This is a genomic window from Staphylococcus sp. FSL W8-1268 (assembly GCF_038003965.1).
GTDB lineage: Bacteria > Bacillota > Bacilli > Staphylococcales > Staphylococcaceae > Staphylococcus > Staphylococcus hominis.
On sequence record NZ_JBBOQE010000001.1, the window covers coordinates 1,877,578 to 1,896,676 of the forward strand.

At 29.5% G+C, this 19,099-nt stretch carries 18 protein-coding genes; 7 read left to right on the top strand and 11 right to left on the bottom strand.

All coding sequences use genetic code 11. From position 1 onward, the window contains the following. Positions 1–88: 88 nt before the first annotated feature. Positions 89–955, bottom strand: a complete 867-nt coding sequence (locus tag NST64_RS09570) for an EMYY motif lipoprotein (protein ID WP_002449074.1) — start codon at positions 953–955, stop codon at positions 89–91. Positions 956–1,062: 107 nt separating this feature from the next. On the opposite strand from NST64_RS09570, the gene NST64_RS09575 reads away from it, so the two are divergent. From NST64_RS09575 to NST64_RS09585, 3 genes are all read left to right on the top strand, one after another. Beyond that, the gene (locus NST64_RS09575; protein ID WP_002449072.1) at positions 1,063–1,578 is read left to right on the top strand and encodes a GrpB family protein; all 516 of its coding nucleotides are present in this window, start codon (positions 1,063–1,065) and stop codon (positions 1,576–1,578) included. Between the two features lie 93 nt (positions 1,579–1,671). Continuing rightward, on the top strand, positions 1,672–2,598 hold the full coding sequence (gene murB, locus NST64_RS09580) for a UDP-N-acetylmuramate dehydrogenase (RefSeq protein WP_002455623.1): 927 nt from the start codon (positions 1,672–1,674) through the stop codon (positions 2,596–2,598). Between the two features lie 27 nt (positions 2,599–2,625). Continuing rightward, positions 2,626–2,940 (top strand): CHY zinc finger protein, encoded by a 315-nt coding sequence (locus tag NST64_RS09585; protein ID WP_049418637.1) that lies wholly within the window; start codon positions 2,626–2,628, stop codon positions 2,938–2,940. 242 nt (positions 2,941–3,182) lie between these two features. Here the strand turns inward: NST64_RS09585 and NST64_RS09590 are convergent, their stop codons facing one another. From NST64_RS09590 to nrdI, 7 genes are all read right to left on the bottom strand, one after another. Then, entirely contained in the window at positions 3,183–4,217 is a 1,035-nt protein-coding gene (locus NST64_RS09590) for a ferrated catecholamine ABC transporter substrate-binding lipoprotein SstD (RefSeq protein WP_107632296.1), read from the bottom strand. Between the two features lie 106 nt (positions 4,218–4,323). Next, on the bottom strand, positions 4,324–5,094 hold the full coding sequence (locus NST64_RS09595) for an iron ABC transporter ATP-binding protein (protein WP_107632297.1): 771 nt from the start codon (positions 5,092–5,094) through the stop codon (positions 4,324–4,326). Beyond that, entirely contained in the window at positions 5,091–6,050 is a 960-nt protein-coding gene (locus NST64_RS09600) for an iron chelate uptake ABC transporter family permease subunit (RefSeq protein ID WP_002449066.1), read from the bottom strand. Before NST64_RS09600 ends, NST64_RS09595 begins: the two co-directional genes overlap by 4 nt. Continuing rightward, positions 6,040–7,008: an ABC transporter permease gene (locus NST64_RS09605; protein ID WP_107632298.1), complete on the bottom strand. Its 969-nt coding sequence runs from the start codon at positions 7,006–7,008 to the stop codon at positions 6,040–6,042. Before NST64_RS09605 ends, NST64_RS09600 begins: the two co-directional genes overlap by 11 nt. A 184-nt stretch (positions 7,009–7,192) precedes the next feature. Beyond that, complete coding sequence (gene nrdF, locus NST64_RS09610; protein ID WP_002455627.1) at positions 7,193–8,161, bottom strand: class 1b ribonucleoside-diphosphate reductase subunit beta; 969 nt, start codon at positions 8,159–8,161, stop codon at positions 7,193–7,195. Positions 8,162–8,274: 113 nt separating this feature from the next. Next, entirely contained in the window at positions 8,275–10,380 is a 2,106-nt protein-coding gene (gene nrdE, locus NST64_RS09615; RefSeq protein WP_002488027.1) for a class 1b ribonucleoside-diphosphate reductase subunit alpha, read from the bottom strand. After that, positions 10,343–10,741, bottom strand: coding sequence for a class Ib ribonucleoside-diphosphate reductase assembly flavoprotein NrdI (gene nrdI, locus NST64_RS09620; protein ID WP_002449085.1), 399 nt, complete (start codon positions 10,739–10,741; stop codon positions 10,343–10,345). The genes nrdE and nrdI overlap by 38 nt, the downstream gene beginning before the upstream one ends. A gap of 738 nt (positions 10,742–11,479) precedes the next feature. Here nrdI and NST64_RS09625 point away from each other — a divergent pair. From NST64_RS09625 to NST64_RS09640, 4 genes are all read left to right on the top strand, one after another. Continuing rightward, the gene (locus NST64_RS09625; protein WP_002449096.1) at positions 11,480–12,346 is read left to right on the top strand and encodes a DMT family transporter; all 867 of its coding nucleotides are present in this window, start codon (positions 11,480–11,482) and stop codon (positions 12,344–12,346) included. 10 nt (positions 12,347–12,356) lie between these two features. After that, positions 12,357–12,857, top strand: coding sequence for a preQ(1) synthase (gene queF, locus NST64_RS09630; protein ID WP_002449091.1), 501 nt, complete (start codon positions 12,357–12,359; stop codon positions 12,855–12,857). Between the two features lie 283 nt (positions 12,858–13,140). Beyond that, a complete protein-coding gene (locus NST64_RS09635) occupies positions 13,141–14,646 on the top strand; it encodes an S-Cys-Gly-3M3SH uptake peptide MFS transporter (RefSeq protein WP_002449073.1) in 1,506 nt (501 codons plus the stop codon). A gap of 128 nt (positions 14,647–14,774) precedes the next feature. Further along, positions 14,775–15,698 carry a diacylglycerol/lipid kinase family protein gene (locus tag NST64_RS09640; protein WP_002449080.1) on the top strand — a complete coding sequence of 308 codons (924 nt, stop codon included), beginning with the start codon at positions 14,775–14,777 and terminating at the stop codon, positions 15,696–15,698. Between the two features lie 62 nt (positions 15,699–15,760). On the opposite strand, the gene NST64_RS09645 is transcribed toward NST64_RS09640, so the two are convergent. From NST64_RS09645 to NST64_RS09655, 3 genes are all read right to left on the bottom strand, one after another. Continuing rightward, positions 15,761–16,297 carry a 5' nucleotidase, NT5C type gene (locus NST64_RS09645; protein WP_002455631.1) on the bottom strand — a complete coding sequence of 179 codons (537 nt, stop codon included), beginning with the start codon at positions 16,295–16,297 and terminating at the stop codon, positions 15,761–15,763. 94 nt (positions 16,298–16,391) lie between these two features. Next, on the bottom strand, positions 16,392–17,447 hold the full coding sequence (gene hisC / locus NST64_RS09650; protein ID WP_002449088.1) for a histidinol-phosphate transaminase: 1,056 nt from the start codon (positions 17,445–17,447) through the stop codon (positions 16,392–16,394). Between the two features lie 135 nt (positions 17,448–17,582). After that, positions 17,583–19,097, bottom strand: coding sequence for an ABC transporter permease/substrate-binding protein (locus tag NST64_RS09655; protein WP_002455632.1), 1,515 nt, complete (start codon positions 19,095–19,097; stop codon positions 17,583–17,585). Positions 19,098–19,099 lie beyond the last annotated feature (2 nt).

Below are 19,099 nucleotides of genomic sequence, written 5' to 3' on the forward strand. Positions count from 1 at the left end.
TTAAATTAAACTTCTCAATGGCTACAATTATACACATTTCATCATATAATGTTAACCAAAAATTTAAATTTAGGTTTTATTCGTTTTGCTATACTTTTTCTAATTTTGTTTTAAAGTTGTGATTTCCCTTACTTAAATCTTTACCCGTTTTAGGCAGTTTCTCAACATTAATTTTTGAAAGTTGATCTTCAATCTTAATAGTTGTTTCACGTGTCTCATAATAATTAAGTAAATTATAGTACATTTCTATCGCATTTTTACGAGCATTGTTTACATGTGAATCTGTAATATTAGTCTGATTTAAATCTTTAATCTGTTTTTGTATCAGTGGTTTTATATGCTCATTAATTGCTTTTGAAGTAGGATAATTATCTTTTTCTAAATATTTTTGAGCAGTTTTTCGTAAATTACGATTATTGTTTTCAATTTTAGATTTTAATAGATGTGCATTTTCTTGATTATTTGTTTTACGTATATCTTTTTCTACTAGTGCTCTATTTATTTCAAATGAATGTGTATAATTTAGAATTTTTTCATTTTCCACAACTGATTGATTATATAAATCTACAAATGATTTAATTTCATTTATAGATTGATGTTGCTTACTCACATGATTTAAATAATCTTTCTTTAATTGACGAGTTTTATTTGTCTTAGCCGGAAGATGTTTAGCTTCTTTTTCATACTCTTTAAACTCAAGCACTAAACGGTGATTTATATTTTTCTGTAGTCGTTCAAATGACTTTTTATTTTTATCTGTTGTATCGGTTTTACTTATATCATTTAAACGGTTCAGCTCTAATTGATTCATCACTTTTTCCACGCTTTTTTGCTTGGTCTCTACTTTAGATAGGTGTTGTTTGAAGCGATTTAAATCTTCGTTATTATTCTGACCACAACCAGAAAGTATCAAACAGTATAGTGAACATAATGAAAGTATTATTAATTTTTTCATTTTTGCACTCCTAACACCCGTATTATACATAAAGTTATTTATATTGAAAATAAATTATGTTATAGTATTTCAGAATTTGTATAATTATTTAATTGAAGGAGTTACATATGTATGCATCTGTTCAATCATTTATAAATTGTCCCAACGTCAATGATTATCATCAGTTGTATGAAAACACTAAAGCTCTGTTATTTAACTTGTTAGATTCTCCAGTAAAATTCACACAACATATCGGGGGAACAAAACATTTTTCTTATCCCACAGAACCGATTTTAGATGTTTTAGTTGGAGTCAATAATCTCCATGATATTACCTCTCTTGATGAAAAGAGATTGAATTATGTAGGCTTTTATCGATTACACCATCCTTATAAAAAGAAAGTGATGATGGCAAAATTTGATAATATGATCAATCTTAAGCAAATAATACGATTACACATTATTCAAATAGATACGCCCTTATTCACTCAATATTTAGCTATAGATCACGTACTGTCTACACAAAAACACGTAGCACAGATGTTTTCTAATCAGAAAAATGAATTTATCAATTTAAATTCAACAATCCGATACTACGAAAACCAAAAACAGAAATTTTTTGATAATTTGTATCATACACTTTAATGATATACAAATTGTTTTAAACTCTTTTAGCAAAACATATGTAAAGTTGCTATAATAAAGTTTAGATTATAGAAGAGAAGAAAGGATGTACTTATGTTAGAACAAGAAGACATCTTAAAAGATTTAAAATCTTTAGTACCTGACAATATTATTAAAGTTAATGAACCGTTAAAACGTTATACATACACGAAAACTGGTGGAAATGCAGATTTTTACCTTTCACCTATCGAAAATGAACAAGTACAAACTATCGTACGTTATGCTCAAGAACATCAATTGCCTGTTACATATTTAGGGAATGGTTCAAATATTATTATTCGCGAAGGCGGTATCAGAGGTATTGTGATTAGTCTATTATCCCTTAATCATATTAATGTCTCAGATGATGCAATTATAGCAGGAAGCGGTGCAGCAATTATAGATGTATCGAGAGCGGCAAGAGATCACGTTCTTACCGGCTTAGAATTTGCTTGTGGCATTCCTGGTTCTGTTGGTGGTGCTGTTTATATGAATGCAGGCGCCTATGGAGGAGAAATTAAAGATTGCATCGATTATGCTTTATGTGTAAATGAACACGGCGATTTGATACAACTGACTAAAGAACAATTACATTTAGACTATAGAAACAGTGTCGTTCAAAAACAACATTTAGTAGTTCTTGAAGCAGCATTTACTTTAGAACCAGGTAACTTGAACGAGATTCAAGCTAAAATGGATGATCTTACAGAACGTCGTGAATCTAAACAACCACTTGAATACCCGTCATGCGGTAGTGTATTCCAACGGCCTCCAGGTCATTTTGCTGGAAAATTAATTCAAGATTCAAATCTTCAAGGTCATCGTATTGGTGGCGTAGAAGTCTCAACTAAACATGCTGGGTTTATGGTAAATGTCGATAATGGTACAGCAACAGATTACGAGAATTTAATTCATCACGTACAAAAAGTCGTGAAAGAAAAATTTGATGTTGAATTACATCGTGAAGTTCGAATCATTGGCGAATATCCAAAGTCAGAGTAAATTCTCAATGTTAGGAGATGTGAAACAATGTCAAAAGTTTATGGTTCTCTCGTAGACAATGAAACACGTTGTATTCACTATCATACATTGCTTGACATTATAGCGATTAAATTTAAATGTTGTGAAAAGTATTATCCTTGTTATCAATGTCATAACGAACATGAATCTCATAATATTCAGCGTTGGTCAGCAGAGGAATTTCATAAAAAGGCGATACTTTGTGGAGTTTGTCAAAATGAACTCTCTATTCATGAATATATGATGACTGAAACTTGTCCAAGTTGCCAAGCACATTTTAATTCACGTTGTAAATTTCACTATCATTTCTATTTTGAAATTTAATACTTAAATTAAATGATATATAGAATAACATATAAAGACAAAGTATTTTGGCAAGACTCTTGAGGGAACAGGACAAACTAAAGACTACAGACTAAAGTTGTCCCCTAACAAAGTAAGCCAACAGTACGAAGTATTGTGAATAAAGAAGCCAGTAAATGAATTTATAATAAAATCATTTACTGGCTATTTTTCTAGGATGTATGTCCCACTCTTTTATTCATTCTACACTTAGTATCCTAGATTTATTTTTTAGTTTTATCAATTACTTTTTCTAACTCATCAATTTGTTTTACTGTTGTTGTTGTTGAACCTGAAGCAAAGTACCATAGTTTAGGGTCTAATTCATAAACATTGTTATTTTTAACTGCTGTTACATCTTTAATAACATCATTTTTTAACACTTGTTTAGCTGTCGATTTTCCACCCACAACTGATCCACGATCCATTGCTAAAATGATATCTGGATTATGATTACTGATATATTCATTATTAATATTTTGACCATGTGGACTTATTTTAACGTGTTTATCCGCTGGTTTAAAGCCTAGCGTATTAAATACTAAATCACCAAATCTTCCGCCTGGTCCGAATGTAGAAAGTTCTCCTTCATTAACTAAAAGATACATTACAGATTTATCTAAATCCTTAGTTTGTTTTTTCATATCTGAAATTTTTTGATCTAATTTTGTATTCATATCTTTTGCTTTATCTTCTTTGTTATAAATTTTACCTAGATTTTCTGTATTCTTTTTCATATCTTTAATATAATGATCTTCACTTGCACCTACATAGACAACTTTAGCTTTAGGCGCTGCCTTTTTAAACTCATTTAGATTTTTCTGAGTGGCTGCTCTACTTGAAATATAAATAACATCCGGTTTAGCTTCAGCTATTTTATTGAAATTTATTTCTTTTAAATTACCAGTATTAATATATTTATCCTTTTTAAATTCACTTAGAAAACTTGGTAAAGATTCATTATTTTCACCTTTTGGTAAGCCTTTCACTTTATCAGCTACACCCATTTCTTTTAAAACATCTAGTGCTCCATAATCTAGAATAACCGCGTTCTTAGGATTTTTAGGCACTTTCACAGTGTTACTAATTTTTTTACCCTCATTACTACTTTCGTCATTTCCACTTGCTGAAAAGCTATTTTTAATTGAAACTGTATCTTTTGAATCATTTTCATTATTTGATTTATTACCAGAATTATTACTACACGCTGATAATACTAAAGCTAAAGTTAAGACTAAAAATAAGACTGTTTTCTTCATATGTATTTCTCCTTTTATAAGTTAACTTTGGCACTCAATTTTTCAAGTATTTACTTTTATATTTTCTAAGCATCACCCCTTTAAATATAAAAACATTTATCTCATTTTAAAAGATAACCTCATCATAGTATAAACAAATACGTTGGCCTCTAATTTCTTCTACATGAACATTCATTTCATATAAATCTCTTAACACATTTGTTTCAATTACACTATCTTTTGGGCCAGATTTAACAATTTCACCTTTCTTTAGTGCAACAATGTAATCTGAATAACAAGATGCAAAATTAATATCGTGGAGTACAATAACAATCGTTTTATTTAAATCGCGACACAATGTTCGAAGTATCTGCATAATTTGAACTGAATGTTTCATATCTAAATTATTTAACGGTTCATCTAACAAAATGTATTCTGTATCTTGAGCAATTGTCATAGCAATATACGCACGTTGTCTTTGTCCTCCAGATAGTGTTTTTATATTTCTATCTTTGATTTCCCTTAGATGTAGTAAATCAATGGCATATGCCACTTTCTCATAATCTTCTTTTTTCATTCGACCTTTTGAATAAGGAAAACGCCCAAAATTTACAAGCTGTTCTACAGTGATATTCATATCAGTATGATTTGTTTGTTTTAAAATACTTAACTTTTTTGCTAATTCATCACTTTTATAATCATCAATTAATTTATTTTCAATATTAATTGTACCGTTCTGATATTCAAATAATCGACTTACTGCTGATAGAAGTGTACTTTTTCCTGCTCCATTTGGACCTATCAAAGAGGTTAACTTACCCTTTTGTATATCAACATTTATATCTTTCAAAATAGATTTACTCTGAATTTTTTTATCTAAATTTCTAATCTGAATCAATCTTCATTCCTCCTTTTAATAAGTAAGTATATGAAGTAAATACCTCCAACTAAATCTATAATAAGACTAAATTCAGTGGTAGCTTTAAACATATTTTCTATAATCCACTGAGCTATAAATAAACTAATCCAACTTATAAGAATCGTTGCGGGTAAAATATATTTATGTTCATATGTTTTCATGAATTCATGCGCTAAATTGACTGTTAATAATCCTAAAAATGTAACAGGACCTACTAAAGCAGTAGATATTGATACTAATAAAGCCACTAAAATTAATAAAAGTTTTGTCATTTTTTCATATGATACACCTAAGTTAATAGACTGATCTTTCCCTAGTAATAACACATCTAAATAAGGTCTTAATATAAAAGCAATTACAATTAAAATAATTAAAAGTATACTTGAAATAAGAACAAGTTTAGAATTAGAAGCGTCAAAACTTGCAAACATCGCACTTTGAACGGTTAAAAAGTCATCTGGATTCATAATAAGTTGAATAAATCCAGTGATACTACGGAAAAATGTTCCTAATACTACCCCAACAAGTAAAATAAAATAAACCGAAAAATGTCCTAATTTAAACATGCCTTGAAATAATACTAAAGAAAAAAGAACCATCACTACGAGAGTTAGAAGAAAATTCAAATAAGTATTTGTCACTACACTGGCTTGTGTACCTAATAAGAACACAGGCAAGACTTTAATAAATAAATAGACTGAGTCTAATCCCATAATTGAAGGAGTAAGTAATCTATTCGCAGTGATAGATTGGAAAATAACAACTGCCGTACTAATAGATCCACCAACAAGTAAAATTAAAACTAATTTTCTTATTCGACTTTCAAACTGATATTGAAAAATTTCAAAATCCAAACCTACTAGTAAGTAGAAAGCAGCCATGCAAATTGTAAAAAGAAAGAGAATTAATATTTTTTTATTAGCACTAATTTGCATAATTATTTCTACCTTTCATCAATAAAACTAAGAAAATAATCGTTCCAAATACTCCTATTGTTAAACCAATATTTATTTCATAAGGGTAAACAATTAATCTACCAATAATATCGGAAAACAATACAAATATAGAACCTAGCATTAATGTATGAGGTAATGCATTTTTCAAGTGGTCGCCTCTATACATTGAAATAATATTAGGAACAATTAAACCTAAAAATGGTAATGTTCCAACTGTCACGACAACTAATGCTGTCAATGTTGCAGTGATTAAAAGCGCAATATTTATAATTTGTTCATATTTAACACCTAAATTATGACTAAAATCTTTGCCCATTCCAGCAATCGTAAAGTGATTGGCAAATATATAAGCGATAATTAATAAAGGAATAGCTAAATATAAAATTTCATAACGGCCGCTTGTAATAACAGCAAAATTCCCATTCAACCAATTATTAATACTTTGTAGTGCATTCGTTCTTAATGCTATAAAAGTGGTAAAACTTGAAACAATGCCACCAATCATAATACCTAAGAGCGGGACAAAAATAACTTCTTTCACTTTTATAAAATTGATTAGTTTAACGAATAAAAATGTTCCTCCTAGGCTTAATGCTACTGCAAAAGTCAATTTGATCAATATATGACCTTTTGGGAAAAACATGAGTGAAAGTAATATTCCTAATTTTGCCCATTCCATTGTTCCAGCTGTAGTAGGACTTACAAATTTATTTTGCATCATCTGTTGCATAACTAGTCCTGCTAAAGCAAGAGAACTTCCAGATAAAAGAATACTTATAGTTCTAGGAATACGACTAGAAAATAAAATATTTTTCTGATTATCTGACAAATGAAAAAGATCAGTTATTGATAATTGACTTACGCCAATAAATAAAGAAAGTATACTTAATATCACTAAAATGATTAATAATGTATAACCTTTGAATAGAAACTTCATTCGTAATGCTCCTTAGTATATATACCATTTCCATTGAAAATGATTATCATTTAACTATATATTAAATTGTCATAATAAATTTTTCAATAGTAATACTAATATTCTTTTATTTTTTATAGAGAAATTAAAAAAACTAATTGCAGTGATGATTCTACAATTAGTTTTTCTAAAATTAGTTATTATTCTAATCTTCAAAAATAAAATCTTCGTCTTGTAAAGCTTCCACGTTAAGTGCTAATGTATAGCCGTCTCCTTTTACTGAGAAAAAGTCATGATTTTTTGTTGATGTATCTAATGCATTTTCAATAATAGGATTAAACTCTTTTTCTTCAAAATAAGGTTCAAATCCTAAGTTTGATAAAGCTTTATTCCCATTATATTGTACATAATTTAAAACATCTTCAGTTAAACCGATATCATCATATAACATATGTGTATACGATACCTCATTTTTATATAGTTCTTCTAACAACTTATACATTTCTTTATCAGCTTTTTGTTTTTCATTTTCTGATAGCTCATTACGTAAACTTTGAGCATCTAAACCGGTAAAAACTCCATGAATTGATTCATCAAGTAAAATTTTTCTAATAATTTCACCAGAAGTTGTCATTTTTCCTTGACCCGCAAGATAAAGTGGATAATAGAAACCAGAATAGAACAAGAACGTTTCTAAGAAAACACTTGAAACTCTTGCCATATATTGATCAAAAATAGAGGCTTCTTTTCCCCAAAGTTTATGATAATTAGAGATAATTTTATCAGATTTATATTTTAAATGAGGCTCTTCAATTACCCAAGTATCTAATAGATAATTTGTTTCACTAGATGGAAGTAACGTTGTAAAAATATGTGAATAACTTTTAGCATGAATTTGTTCCATCATTTGCATAAATGAATAAACTGCTTTTTTACGTAAATCCGTTGTATGTAGCATAATTAATGGCATACCATCATCCGCTTGATGTGTATCTAATCCAGTTAAACCTGCTAAAGCACGTTTAAACGTATTTTTTTCATCCTCTGTTAGTGTCTTCCAACTTGCTATATCCTTTGAAACTTTAAATTCTGTTTCTACCCACATTTGTGAAATGTTTTGACGCCAAAACATATTTGTCATATCTTCTTGAGTATTCCAATTGACGGCCTTCATTAATAAAATCCTCCTCTATTTATTAACCATTACATTATTTAAGAGGATAAGATTAAAATGCTTCTCTATGAGAATAATTTAATCTTTCCTCTAAATATTTATTTCACTATTAATTAAATTGCACAACTTGTACATTCTTCAACACTTAATAATTTATTACGTGTATAGTATAAAGATTTCAATCCTTTGTGATGTGCGTATACGTATAATCGTGACAATTCACGTGTTGAAATTTCAGAATTAACATATAAAATTGTTGAAATCCCTTGGTCCACATGTGTTTGAATTGTTGAAATTAAATCTATAAGTTTCATTTGATCAGTATTAAATGCTGATTTATAGTACCACATTGTTTCAGGTGATAAGAAAGGCATTGGATAAAATGTTTCAGCATTTCCATACGTACGTCGTTCAATTTGATCTACGATTGGCATGACCGAACTAGTTGCATTCTGAACATATGAAATACTTTGAGTTGGTGCAATAGCTAATCGATAAGCATGATATAAACCATATTCTTGTACTTGTTGTTGTAATGATTTCCAGTCTTCTGATGTAGGAATTTGCATATTAGCAAATAATTCTTTTACTTTTTCAAATTGTGGCACGAACTCTTGTGATGTATAAAAATCAAAATATTTGCCACTTGCATAATCTGATTTATCAAAATCTTGATATGCTTCTCCACGTTCTTTAGCAATTTCCATAGAACGTTCAATTGAATAATAGTTCATCATCATAAAGAAAATATTAGCAAAATCTTTGGCTTCTTCAGATTCATAGCCAATTTTATTTTTCGCTAAATAGCCATGTAAGTTCATTACACCTAAACCTACAGAATGTAACTCATTATTTGCTTTTTTCACACCTGGTGCATTTTGAATATTTGCTTCGTCACTTACTACTGTTAATGCATCCATTCCAGTATGTACTGAATCTCTGAATTTACCCGTTTCCATTACATTCACTATGTTCAATGAACCTAAATTACATGAAATATCACGTTTAATTTCATCTTCAATTCCATAGTCATTAATAATAGACGTTTCCTGTAATTGGAAAATTTCAGTACATAAATTACTCATTTTAATTTGACCAATATTTGAATTCGCATGTACTTTATTCGCATTATCTTTAAACATTAAATATGGATAGCCTGATTGCAGTTGTGTTTGAGCAATCATATTCAACATTTCTCGTGCATCTTTTTTCTTTTTAAGAACATTAGGATTAGCTACAAGTTCATCATAATATTTTTCAATATCAATATCGTCTAATGTCACTCCATATTCTTGTTTTACAGTATGAGGTGCAAACATATAAAAGTCTTTACCTTCTTTAGCTAAATCAAAGAATTTAGATGGAACAATAAGACCAGTGGAAATTGTTGATAGACGTAAGTCTTCATCGGCATTTACTTTTTTAGTATCTAAGAATTCTTCAACATCATAATGGAAAATGTTTAAATATACTGCTCCAGCTCCAGGACGTTGACCTAATTGATCAGCATAACTAAATCCACCCTCTAATGCTTTTGCTACAGGTAATACACCTTTAGCTACGCCTTTAATACCTTTAATTGCTTCACCACGTGCACGTAATTTAGATAAATTGATAGCCACGCCACCACCAATTTTACTTAATTGTTTAGCAGTAGAATCTATGAAATTAATTGAGTTTAGACTATCATCAACTTCTAGTAAAAAACATGAAACAAGCTCTCCACGACGTGCGCGTCCTGCATTTAAAAATGTAGGTGTAGCAGGTTGATAACGTTGTTCAATCATCGCTAAAATAAATTGTTTAGCTTGTTCTTTATTACCATCTGCTAAATATAGAGCAACTATAGCAACATGTTGATTATAGTCTTCTAAGTACTTAGATTTATCATTTGTTTTTAAAGCATAATCTTTATAAAATTTGCTTGCAGACATATAACTAGCAAATTCAAAATTAATAGATTTTGCGAATTCGATAATTTCTATTAAATCTTCTTCGCTATATTTCTTAAATACATTAAAATAAAAATGATTATCTACTAAGTAATGTAAACGTTCAATTTCGCTATCAAAATAAATTGTTTTATCGCTAATTTCTTCTAAGTAAACGTTTAAAGCTTCTTGATCTTTCTCAAGATTAAAAAAGCCATTGTCTTTACGTTTAGTTACTTCATTGTTTAATTCAATATGATTGTACTTTTTCTCGTCCATAATCTTCATTGAAATGCCCCACCTTATCTCTAAATTCGATAACATCTTTATTTGTACCTTGAACCTCAAATTTCATTAATAAAGGCACATGGTATGTTTCAGAAATTGTTCGACCTGCTTTCGCAAAGTTTTGTCCCCAGTTACGATTACCACTAGCAGCAACAGCACGTATATAGGCATGATTAACTTCTAGAAAAGACTGTACTTCCTTAGGAACTTCACCAAAACCAATTGTACCTGTAACTAAAATATAAGGTTCTTCTATACTATCCTTACAATTGTCTTTATTGATTTCTAATACATTTTTAATTTCACTACGTTTTATAAATCTTCGTACATTTCCTGAAAAAGAGAAATAAACTACTTTCATAGGAACGCCCTCTTTCGACAATCTTATTAATTAAAAAGAAGTTCTCTTAGTCTTATAAGAAAACTTACTTTTAGAACGAATATCATTTCGTTAACTTAATCAAGCTAATACTACATATTGTGTTTCTAATTATTAATCTTTAAAAATCATTATTTGTAAATCGTTCATGTAAATAGTGTAGATTCCGAAAAAATCAACCCAAATAAGTGTGAAATTGCTACTAAAATGAATTATTCATACAATCTTTCTATTTTCCTCAAACACAACATATTGTGTCTCAATTCAAAACCCAACACTATATTCTGTGTTTCATTATACATAAATGGTACCCTAATTAAAAGTTAATATTTGATGTCAAATGTTCGTGAAATCGGTTAAAGGTGCATCATAGCTATATTAAAAACTAAGAAAATTTTATTTTAGTTTTTTTAAGGTATTTCACTTGATTTTTTGCCTACCATTACTAAACCTTATTTATTCGGGATTTCCAATACATAAGAATGTAAATCGTAATATATTGTTAACCATTTATTAAAAAAAATAACTCATTTTTTATATTAAAAGCCGAATAAATTTCTATTTTACGAATTAAAAATTTAGAGTATATCTAACCATATTAAGAACATATGTTCGTTATCATTATAATTTTTCTTTTTTATCTTTGCAAGTACTTATGCATCCACAAATAAATTATGCTAATATATAGACGTTAAATTTTTATAAATGAGGAGATATACTTTGAATCCTAAGGTAAAAGGTATCATTGCTATTTTAATTTCTGCTATTGGTTTTAGTTTTATGTCTGTTTTTTTTAGACTAGCCGGAGACTTACCCGTATTTCAAAAATCTTTAGCAAGAAATTTGGTAGCCATGTTTATTCCATTATTTTTCATAATAAAATATAGGCAACCTATATTGGGTAAAATGAGTAGTCAACCCCTTTTAATGACTAGATCGACGTTAGGTCTTATAGGGGTATTATTAAATATTTACGCTATTGATCACATGGTGTTAAGTGATGCTGATACTTTAATGAAGCTTAACCCTTTTTGGACTATTTTATTAAGTTTAATATTTTTAAAAGAGAATATTAAAAGGTATCAAATTATAGCTATGTTAATTGCTATTTTTGGTATGTTATTCATTGTTAAACCAGAATTTTCTTCAACTATGTTCTCTTCTTTAGCCGGTTTATTCTCAGGTATCTTCGCTGCATCTGCATATACTTGTGTACGAGCATTAAGTAAACGTGAAGCACCTTATACTATTGTATTTTATTTTTCATTATTTTCAGTCATCGTTCTTATTCCATTTTCTATTGCAACATATGAACCGATGACAAAGTTACAAATTATATATTTATTAGGAGCTGGATTATCAGCGGCAGTAGGACAAATTGGTATTACATTAGCATATAGTTTTGCTCCAGCAAAAGACATTTCTATTTTTACGTATGCTTCTATATTATTTACTGCATTATTTGGCTTTATATTATTCGGAGAAACACCAGATTTCTATGCATTTATAGGTTATATCATCATTATTGGCGCTAGTTACTTTATGTTTGAAAAAGCACGTAGACAATCTAATACATCTAACAATTAGGAGGCAAATTATGACACAAGGTCGCAATAAAGAAGAATTACAAGATATTACATTATTAGGCAATCAAAATAATAAATATGAATTTGACTATACACCCCAAGTACTCGAAACTTTTGATAATAAACATCAAGGAAGAGATTATTTTGTAAAGTTTAATTGTCCAGAATTCACTTCTCTTTGCCCCATCACTGGACAACCCGATTTTGCTACAATTTATATTTCATATATACCAAATATAAAAATGGTAGAATCAAAATCACTAAAATTATATTTATTTAGTTTTAGAAATCATGGTGATTTTCACGAAGATTGTATGAATATTATCATGAATGACTTAATTGACTTAATGGATCCTCATTATATAGAAGTATGGGGTAAGTTCACGCCACGTGGAGGCATTTCAATAGATCCATATACAAATTATGGTCGTCCAAACTCTAAATATGAAAAGATGGCCGAACATCGTTTAATGAATCACGATATGTATCCTGAAAAAATAGACAATCGATAAAATGTTTTTAACTCCTTTTATTTTTACTAATGTAATATAAAAGGAGTCATTTTTATTCTAGTTTTTTTTAATAAACTATTGCGATTTATTAAATTAAAGCGTATTTTAATATTATCGTTGAAATTTATAAAGATATAGGTCTTTTATTTTTATAAGTTATTATATTTTATTTGACTGAAAATTCTAAAAATTTATATTTTTAAGAAATTTTTGTAAAACTTAATTGTACAATCTTATTTACATAGTAATCAGTCATATTAGGAAAGAAAGGAGTGGGATGTTAATGGCAACAAATAACTCCCATGAACAAACAATTCAATCAATACCACAGAAAGGATTTTTCGGTCATCCTAGGGGATTAGGTGTGCTCTTTTTCGTAGAGTTTTGGGAAAGATTCAGTTACTACGGTATGCGTGCGATGCTCATATTTTATATGTATTTCGCAATACACCAGAATGGATTAGGTATTGATAAAACTACAGCAATGTCAATTATGTCAGTATATGGAGCACTGATTTACATGTCTTCTATTCCTGGCGCATGGATTGCTGATAGAATTACAGGCACACGTGGTGCTACTTTATTAGGTGCTGTACTTATTATTATTGGACATATCTGTTTAAGTTTACCATTCGCCTTATTTGGTTTATTCTCATCAATGTTCTTTATTATTATCGGATCAGGTTTAATGAAACCTAATATTTCAAATATTGTAGGTCGTTTATATCCTGAAAATGATACACGTATTGATGCAGGTTTCGTTATTTTCTATATGTCTGTTAACTTAGGTGCATTAATTTCACCTATCATACTGCAACATTTTGTAGATATACGTAATTTCCATGGTGGCTTCCTTCTTGCAGCTATTGGTATGGCATTAGGTCTTGTTTGGTATTTATTATTTAATAGAAAAAATTTAGGTAGTGTTGGAATGAAACCTACGAATCCACTATCTAAAGAAGAAAAGCGTAAATATGGAATGATTATCGGTATCATAGTAGCAATTGTGATTGTCGTATTATTAGTTACATATTATACCCATACACTTTCCTTCGATTTAATTAGTAATACTGTATTAGTTCTAGGAGTAGCTTTACCAATCATTTACTTTACAACTATGCTTCGTAGTAAAGACGTTACCGATGGAGAACGTTCTCGAGTAAAAGCATTTATACCTTTATTTATTTTAGGTATGTTATTCTGGTCAATTCAAGAACAAGGTTCTAACGTTTTAAATATTTATGGTTTGGAACGTTCTGACATGCAACTCAACTTATTTGGTTGGACAACTCGATTTGGAGAAGCTTTGTTCCAATCTATCAATCCATTATTTATTTTATTATTTGCACCAGTTATTTCTATGATTTGGTTAAAAATGGGTAAAAAGCAACCTTCTTTAGCTATTAAATTTAGTATTGGTACATTACTAGCAGGTTTATCATACATTCTAATTGGATTAGTTGGTTTAGGTTATGGACATACACAATTCTCAGTTAACTGGGTTATTTTATCATATGTAATCTGTGTTATTGGGGAACTTTGTTTATCACCTACAGGTAATAGTGCTGCTGTTAAACTTGCACCTAAAGCATTTAATGCTCAAATGATGAGTGTATGGCTATTAACAAATGCTTCAGCACAAGCAATTAACGGTACATTAGTAAAATTAATTAAACCACTTGGTCAAACTAATTATTTTATTTTCTTAGGCACAGTTGCTATTGTTATTACTCTTATCATTTTAGTTTTCTCACCTAAGATTACGAAAGCTATGAAAGGTATTCACTAATTAAATACAAAATAGTAAAAAATACTTCTAGTTATAACATATAGAAGTATTTTTTACTTATATATTTAAAATTATAAAATTCAGGGTAATTATTTATAATATAATTTTAAATGAAAGTAGGTTGAACTATGGAGCAACAGTATAATCATGGGGTGTTATTTTACCATGAACATAGCGGACTTAAAGATATCTATGATGGATTGGGAGAAGTCGCTAAATCACTAACTCAGTTATGTAAGCATCTTTCAATACAATTAAGTGAAAATGAAGGTAACATTGAAAGATATTGTAAAGAAATAAAAGACCATACTTATAGTAATGATATCGATATCGTTTTTATATTGGGAGGAGACGGTACAGTTAACGAATTGATTAATGGTGTAATGAAATATGATCTAAACCTTCCTATAGGTATCATTCCAGGTGGAACATTTAACGATTTTACTAAAACATTAAACTTAAATCCTGACTTCAAAAAAGCTAGTGAACAATTGTTGTCTTCACATGTTGAGTCATATGATGTTATGAAAGTAAATGATAATTATGTACTTAACTTTGTCGGGCTAGGACTTATGGTGCAAAATGCTGAAAATGTTCAAGAAGGACGCAAAGATATCTTTGGAAAATTAAGCTATGTTGGTTCCACTGTAAAAACACTCATGAATCCCGACCATTTTGACTATACAATGACAGTAGACGACAAAGAATATAAAGGAAATACGTCTATGCTAGTTATAGCAAATGGACCTAATATTGGTGGCAGTCGCATTCCACTTACAGATCTTTCTCCACAAGATGGAAAATTAAATAGTTTTATATTTGAACAACAAAGTTTTAGTATTTTAAACGATATTTTCAAAAAAAGAGATAGCATGAATTGGAATGAAATTACCGAAGGAATTAATCATATTCCAGGTTCTCACATAACATTACGCACTGAACCAACTATGAAAGTAGATATTGATGGAGAAATTAATTTAGAAACACCTATCACTATTGATGTGTTACCTAAAGCAATCAATATCCTTACTTTTTCGAATGATGAGAAATAACAACTATATCATAATCAAAAGGTATGTATGATTGCTTCAAGCTTCATACATACCTTTTTACTTTAATTGTTATTTAAAAACATTGCTTCTACATCTTTCCAGCCATTCACTCGTTTAAAACGTGTTTCATTTATATTATGTGCAGCCGTAAAGATAATAGGTTCTCCTTCGAAAATTTGAAGCTGACGAGGATTATCATCTATTAAATAATCTGTTTTAACAATATTTTTTCTTCCACAAAAAATAAAATGCTGTGGATCTAAAAATGGAAAATATTCTAATAACCATTCATATTTATCATGAAATGAAGTGGGTACGTCCATTGCCGCTGTAGCGATGTATACATCATAATGCTCATTAAGTTTTTCTACTGCCTCTTGAGCATGTGGTATCACTTTAAGATGTCTAAAAAACTCTGGCGCTCTTAAAATATCTCTTACTAACCCATCATGTTCAGGAATCACATGGTTTAATTTGTGACCATTTAATGATTCCATTGTAATTCCTAATTTAGTTTCAATATTAACTGCTTCAATAATTGCACCTAAAGTATCTGCTAATACTTCATCCATATCTATTGCTATAGATTTACGTGCCATGCTATCACTTCCTTAGTTATCTTTTGCACATTTTCAAAGTATAGCAAAAAACCTTTAATTCGTCATGAATCGTAATTAAAGGTTTTTCATTAGTTTAATAATTAAATTGTTTTAATACTTCAATCATTTTATTATTTTGTTCTTCAAATCCAATTGTAATACGTACTCCATTAGGAAATGGTCTAGTGATACAGCCAACGTTTAGTAATTCATTATACAATGCTTGTGGCTTATCTGTTACTACAAATACAAAGTTCGTTTGACTAGGTAAAAAGTGTTTACTTTGTTCAATGTCATAAAACTTTTCACGTTCTTTTGCATTTTTTTTAGTAATCTCTTTTAAATAATCTTGATCCTCTAATGCTGCAATCGCTGCATATTCTGAAATTCGTGTCACATTAAATGGTGGACGAATGATATTCCATTTTTCAATAGCTTCATTTGTTGCCACAACATATCCTACACGTAAACCTGCTAATCCATATGCTTTAGAAAATGTTCTTAATAAAAATGCATTATCAAAGCGTTCTTGTAGTTTTAATGTATCAGGATAATCTTCAGCAGTGACGAATTCGAAATACGCTTCATCAATTAAGACTGGCACATGACTTGGAACACGTTCCAAAAATGACTCTAATTCATCATGACTAAAATATGTACCTGTAGGATTATTAGGATTACATAACCATACTAATGAGGTATCAGAATTAACCTCTTTTAAAATGCCTTCCAAATCAAATCCGCCATTTTTTAACGGTACTTTTACAACTTCAGCTGATTCAACAATCGCATTATGATAATATTGTCCAAAAGTAGCTTCACTTGTCACAATTTTATCTCCTGGTGTTAAAACTGCTCTAGAAATCATAAGTATTACTTCATCTAAACCTGCGCCAAATAAAATTCGAGATTCATCAACATTTAAATGCTTACTAATTGCTTTTCGTAATGATGGAGAGCCTGTTTCCGGATAGTAGAATAACTCATCTAAGTGCGCTTCAATTGCTTCTTTTACACGAGGTGATGGTCCATATAAATTTTCATTCGATGCTAGTTTATATAACTCACCTTCTATACCAAATTTTTCTTTAAGTGCTTGCGGTGATAACCCAGGTTGATATGCCGATAATTGTTGTAGTTGTTTTTTCATTTATGATCACTCCTATATAAATTAAGTTACTTTCCTTTTTCACTTATTAATTAAAATAGTACCATAAATTATCGATTTATACTTTATGTGTTAAAAAGCTCATAGATAAAATGTATCTATGAGCTTTTTACAAATTTAATGTGCCAATCCTTCTTTTTCTAAATATTGTTTAGCAACTTTATATGGATCTTCATTTTTCACTGTCACTTTATAATTCATTTCTTGCATTTGTTCATCCGTAATTTTATTTGATAATTGATTTAAAGCTTTTTTAATTTCCGGATGTTCTTTTAGAAACTTTTCTTTAAACATTGGAGCACCTTGATAAGGTGGGAAAACATGTTTATCATCTTTAAGTACTACCATATCATATTGTTTTAATTCAGCATCTGTAGAATACGCATCAATAAGATTAATGTCGCCTTTCTCTACTGCCGTATAACGTAGTTTAGGTTCCATTTGTTTAATATTAGAAAGATTCAAGTTATATTTTTTAGCTACTGCTTTATAACCATCATCTCTATCTTTAAATTCCATAGTAAATCCTGGTTTAAGTTGACCTTGTACTTTACGTAAATCACCAATTGATTGTAAATTATATTGTTTAGCAAAATCTCTTTTAACAGCTAAAGCATAGGTATTATTATATTTCATTGGTTTAAGCATCGTCATATCATATTTTTTCTCTAAACTTGCTTTAGCTTGGTGATATACATCAGCTTCTTTTTTAGATTTTAGATCCTCTTTAGTAAGTTCTCCTAGTACTGTACCTGTAAATTCTAAGTACCCATCTATATCGTCTGATTTTAACGCATTAAATAAGAATGAGGTTTTACCCATACCACTTTTAACGTTAACTGTATCATGTGTTTCCTCTTCAATTAATATTTTATACATATTCGTAATAATTGAAGGTTCAGAACCTAATTTTCCTGCCATAGTAATCGTTGCACTTTTTTTACCAAAGAGTGGAACAACAATAACAAGTAAGATAATTAATAGAATAATACCTAGTGTAATAAGAAGTTTTTTATAAGATAATTTCGCCATATAACGCAATATAAAATCAAATAAAATAGCTAATAATGCAGCTGGAATAGCGCCAATCAATATAAGTGCTGTATTGTTACGATCAATGCCTAATAAGATCAAATCCCCTAATCCACCTGCTCCAATTAATGCAGCTAATGTAGCAGTACCAATAATAAGCACCATAGCTGTACGTATACCTGCCATAATGACTGGCATTGCAATAGGTAACTCGACTTTAGTTAAACGTCGCATTGGTTTCATACCGATACCTTTGGCTGCTTCTGTTAGAGAAGGCTCTACTTCTTTAATACCTGTATATGTATTTCTTAAAATAGGTAATAGCGCATATACTACTAATGCAATAATTGCTGGAACTTTTCCTATACCAAAAATTGGAATCATTAATCCAAGTAAAGCAAGGGATGGAATAGTTTGTAATACCGCTGCGATATTCATTACAACTTCAGATAAACGCTTTGTTTTAGTTAAAGCAATACCAAGTGGTACTGCAATTAAAATTGCGATAAATAAAGCAATAAAAGAAATTTGTATGTGCTCAAAAATTGTTCTTAGTAATTCTCCTCTACGATCATTGAGCGTTGTTAAAAATTCGTTCATGT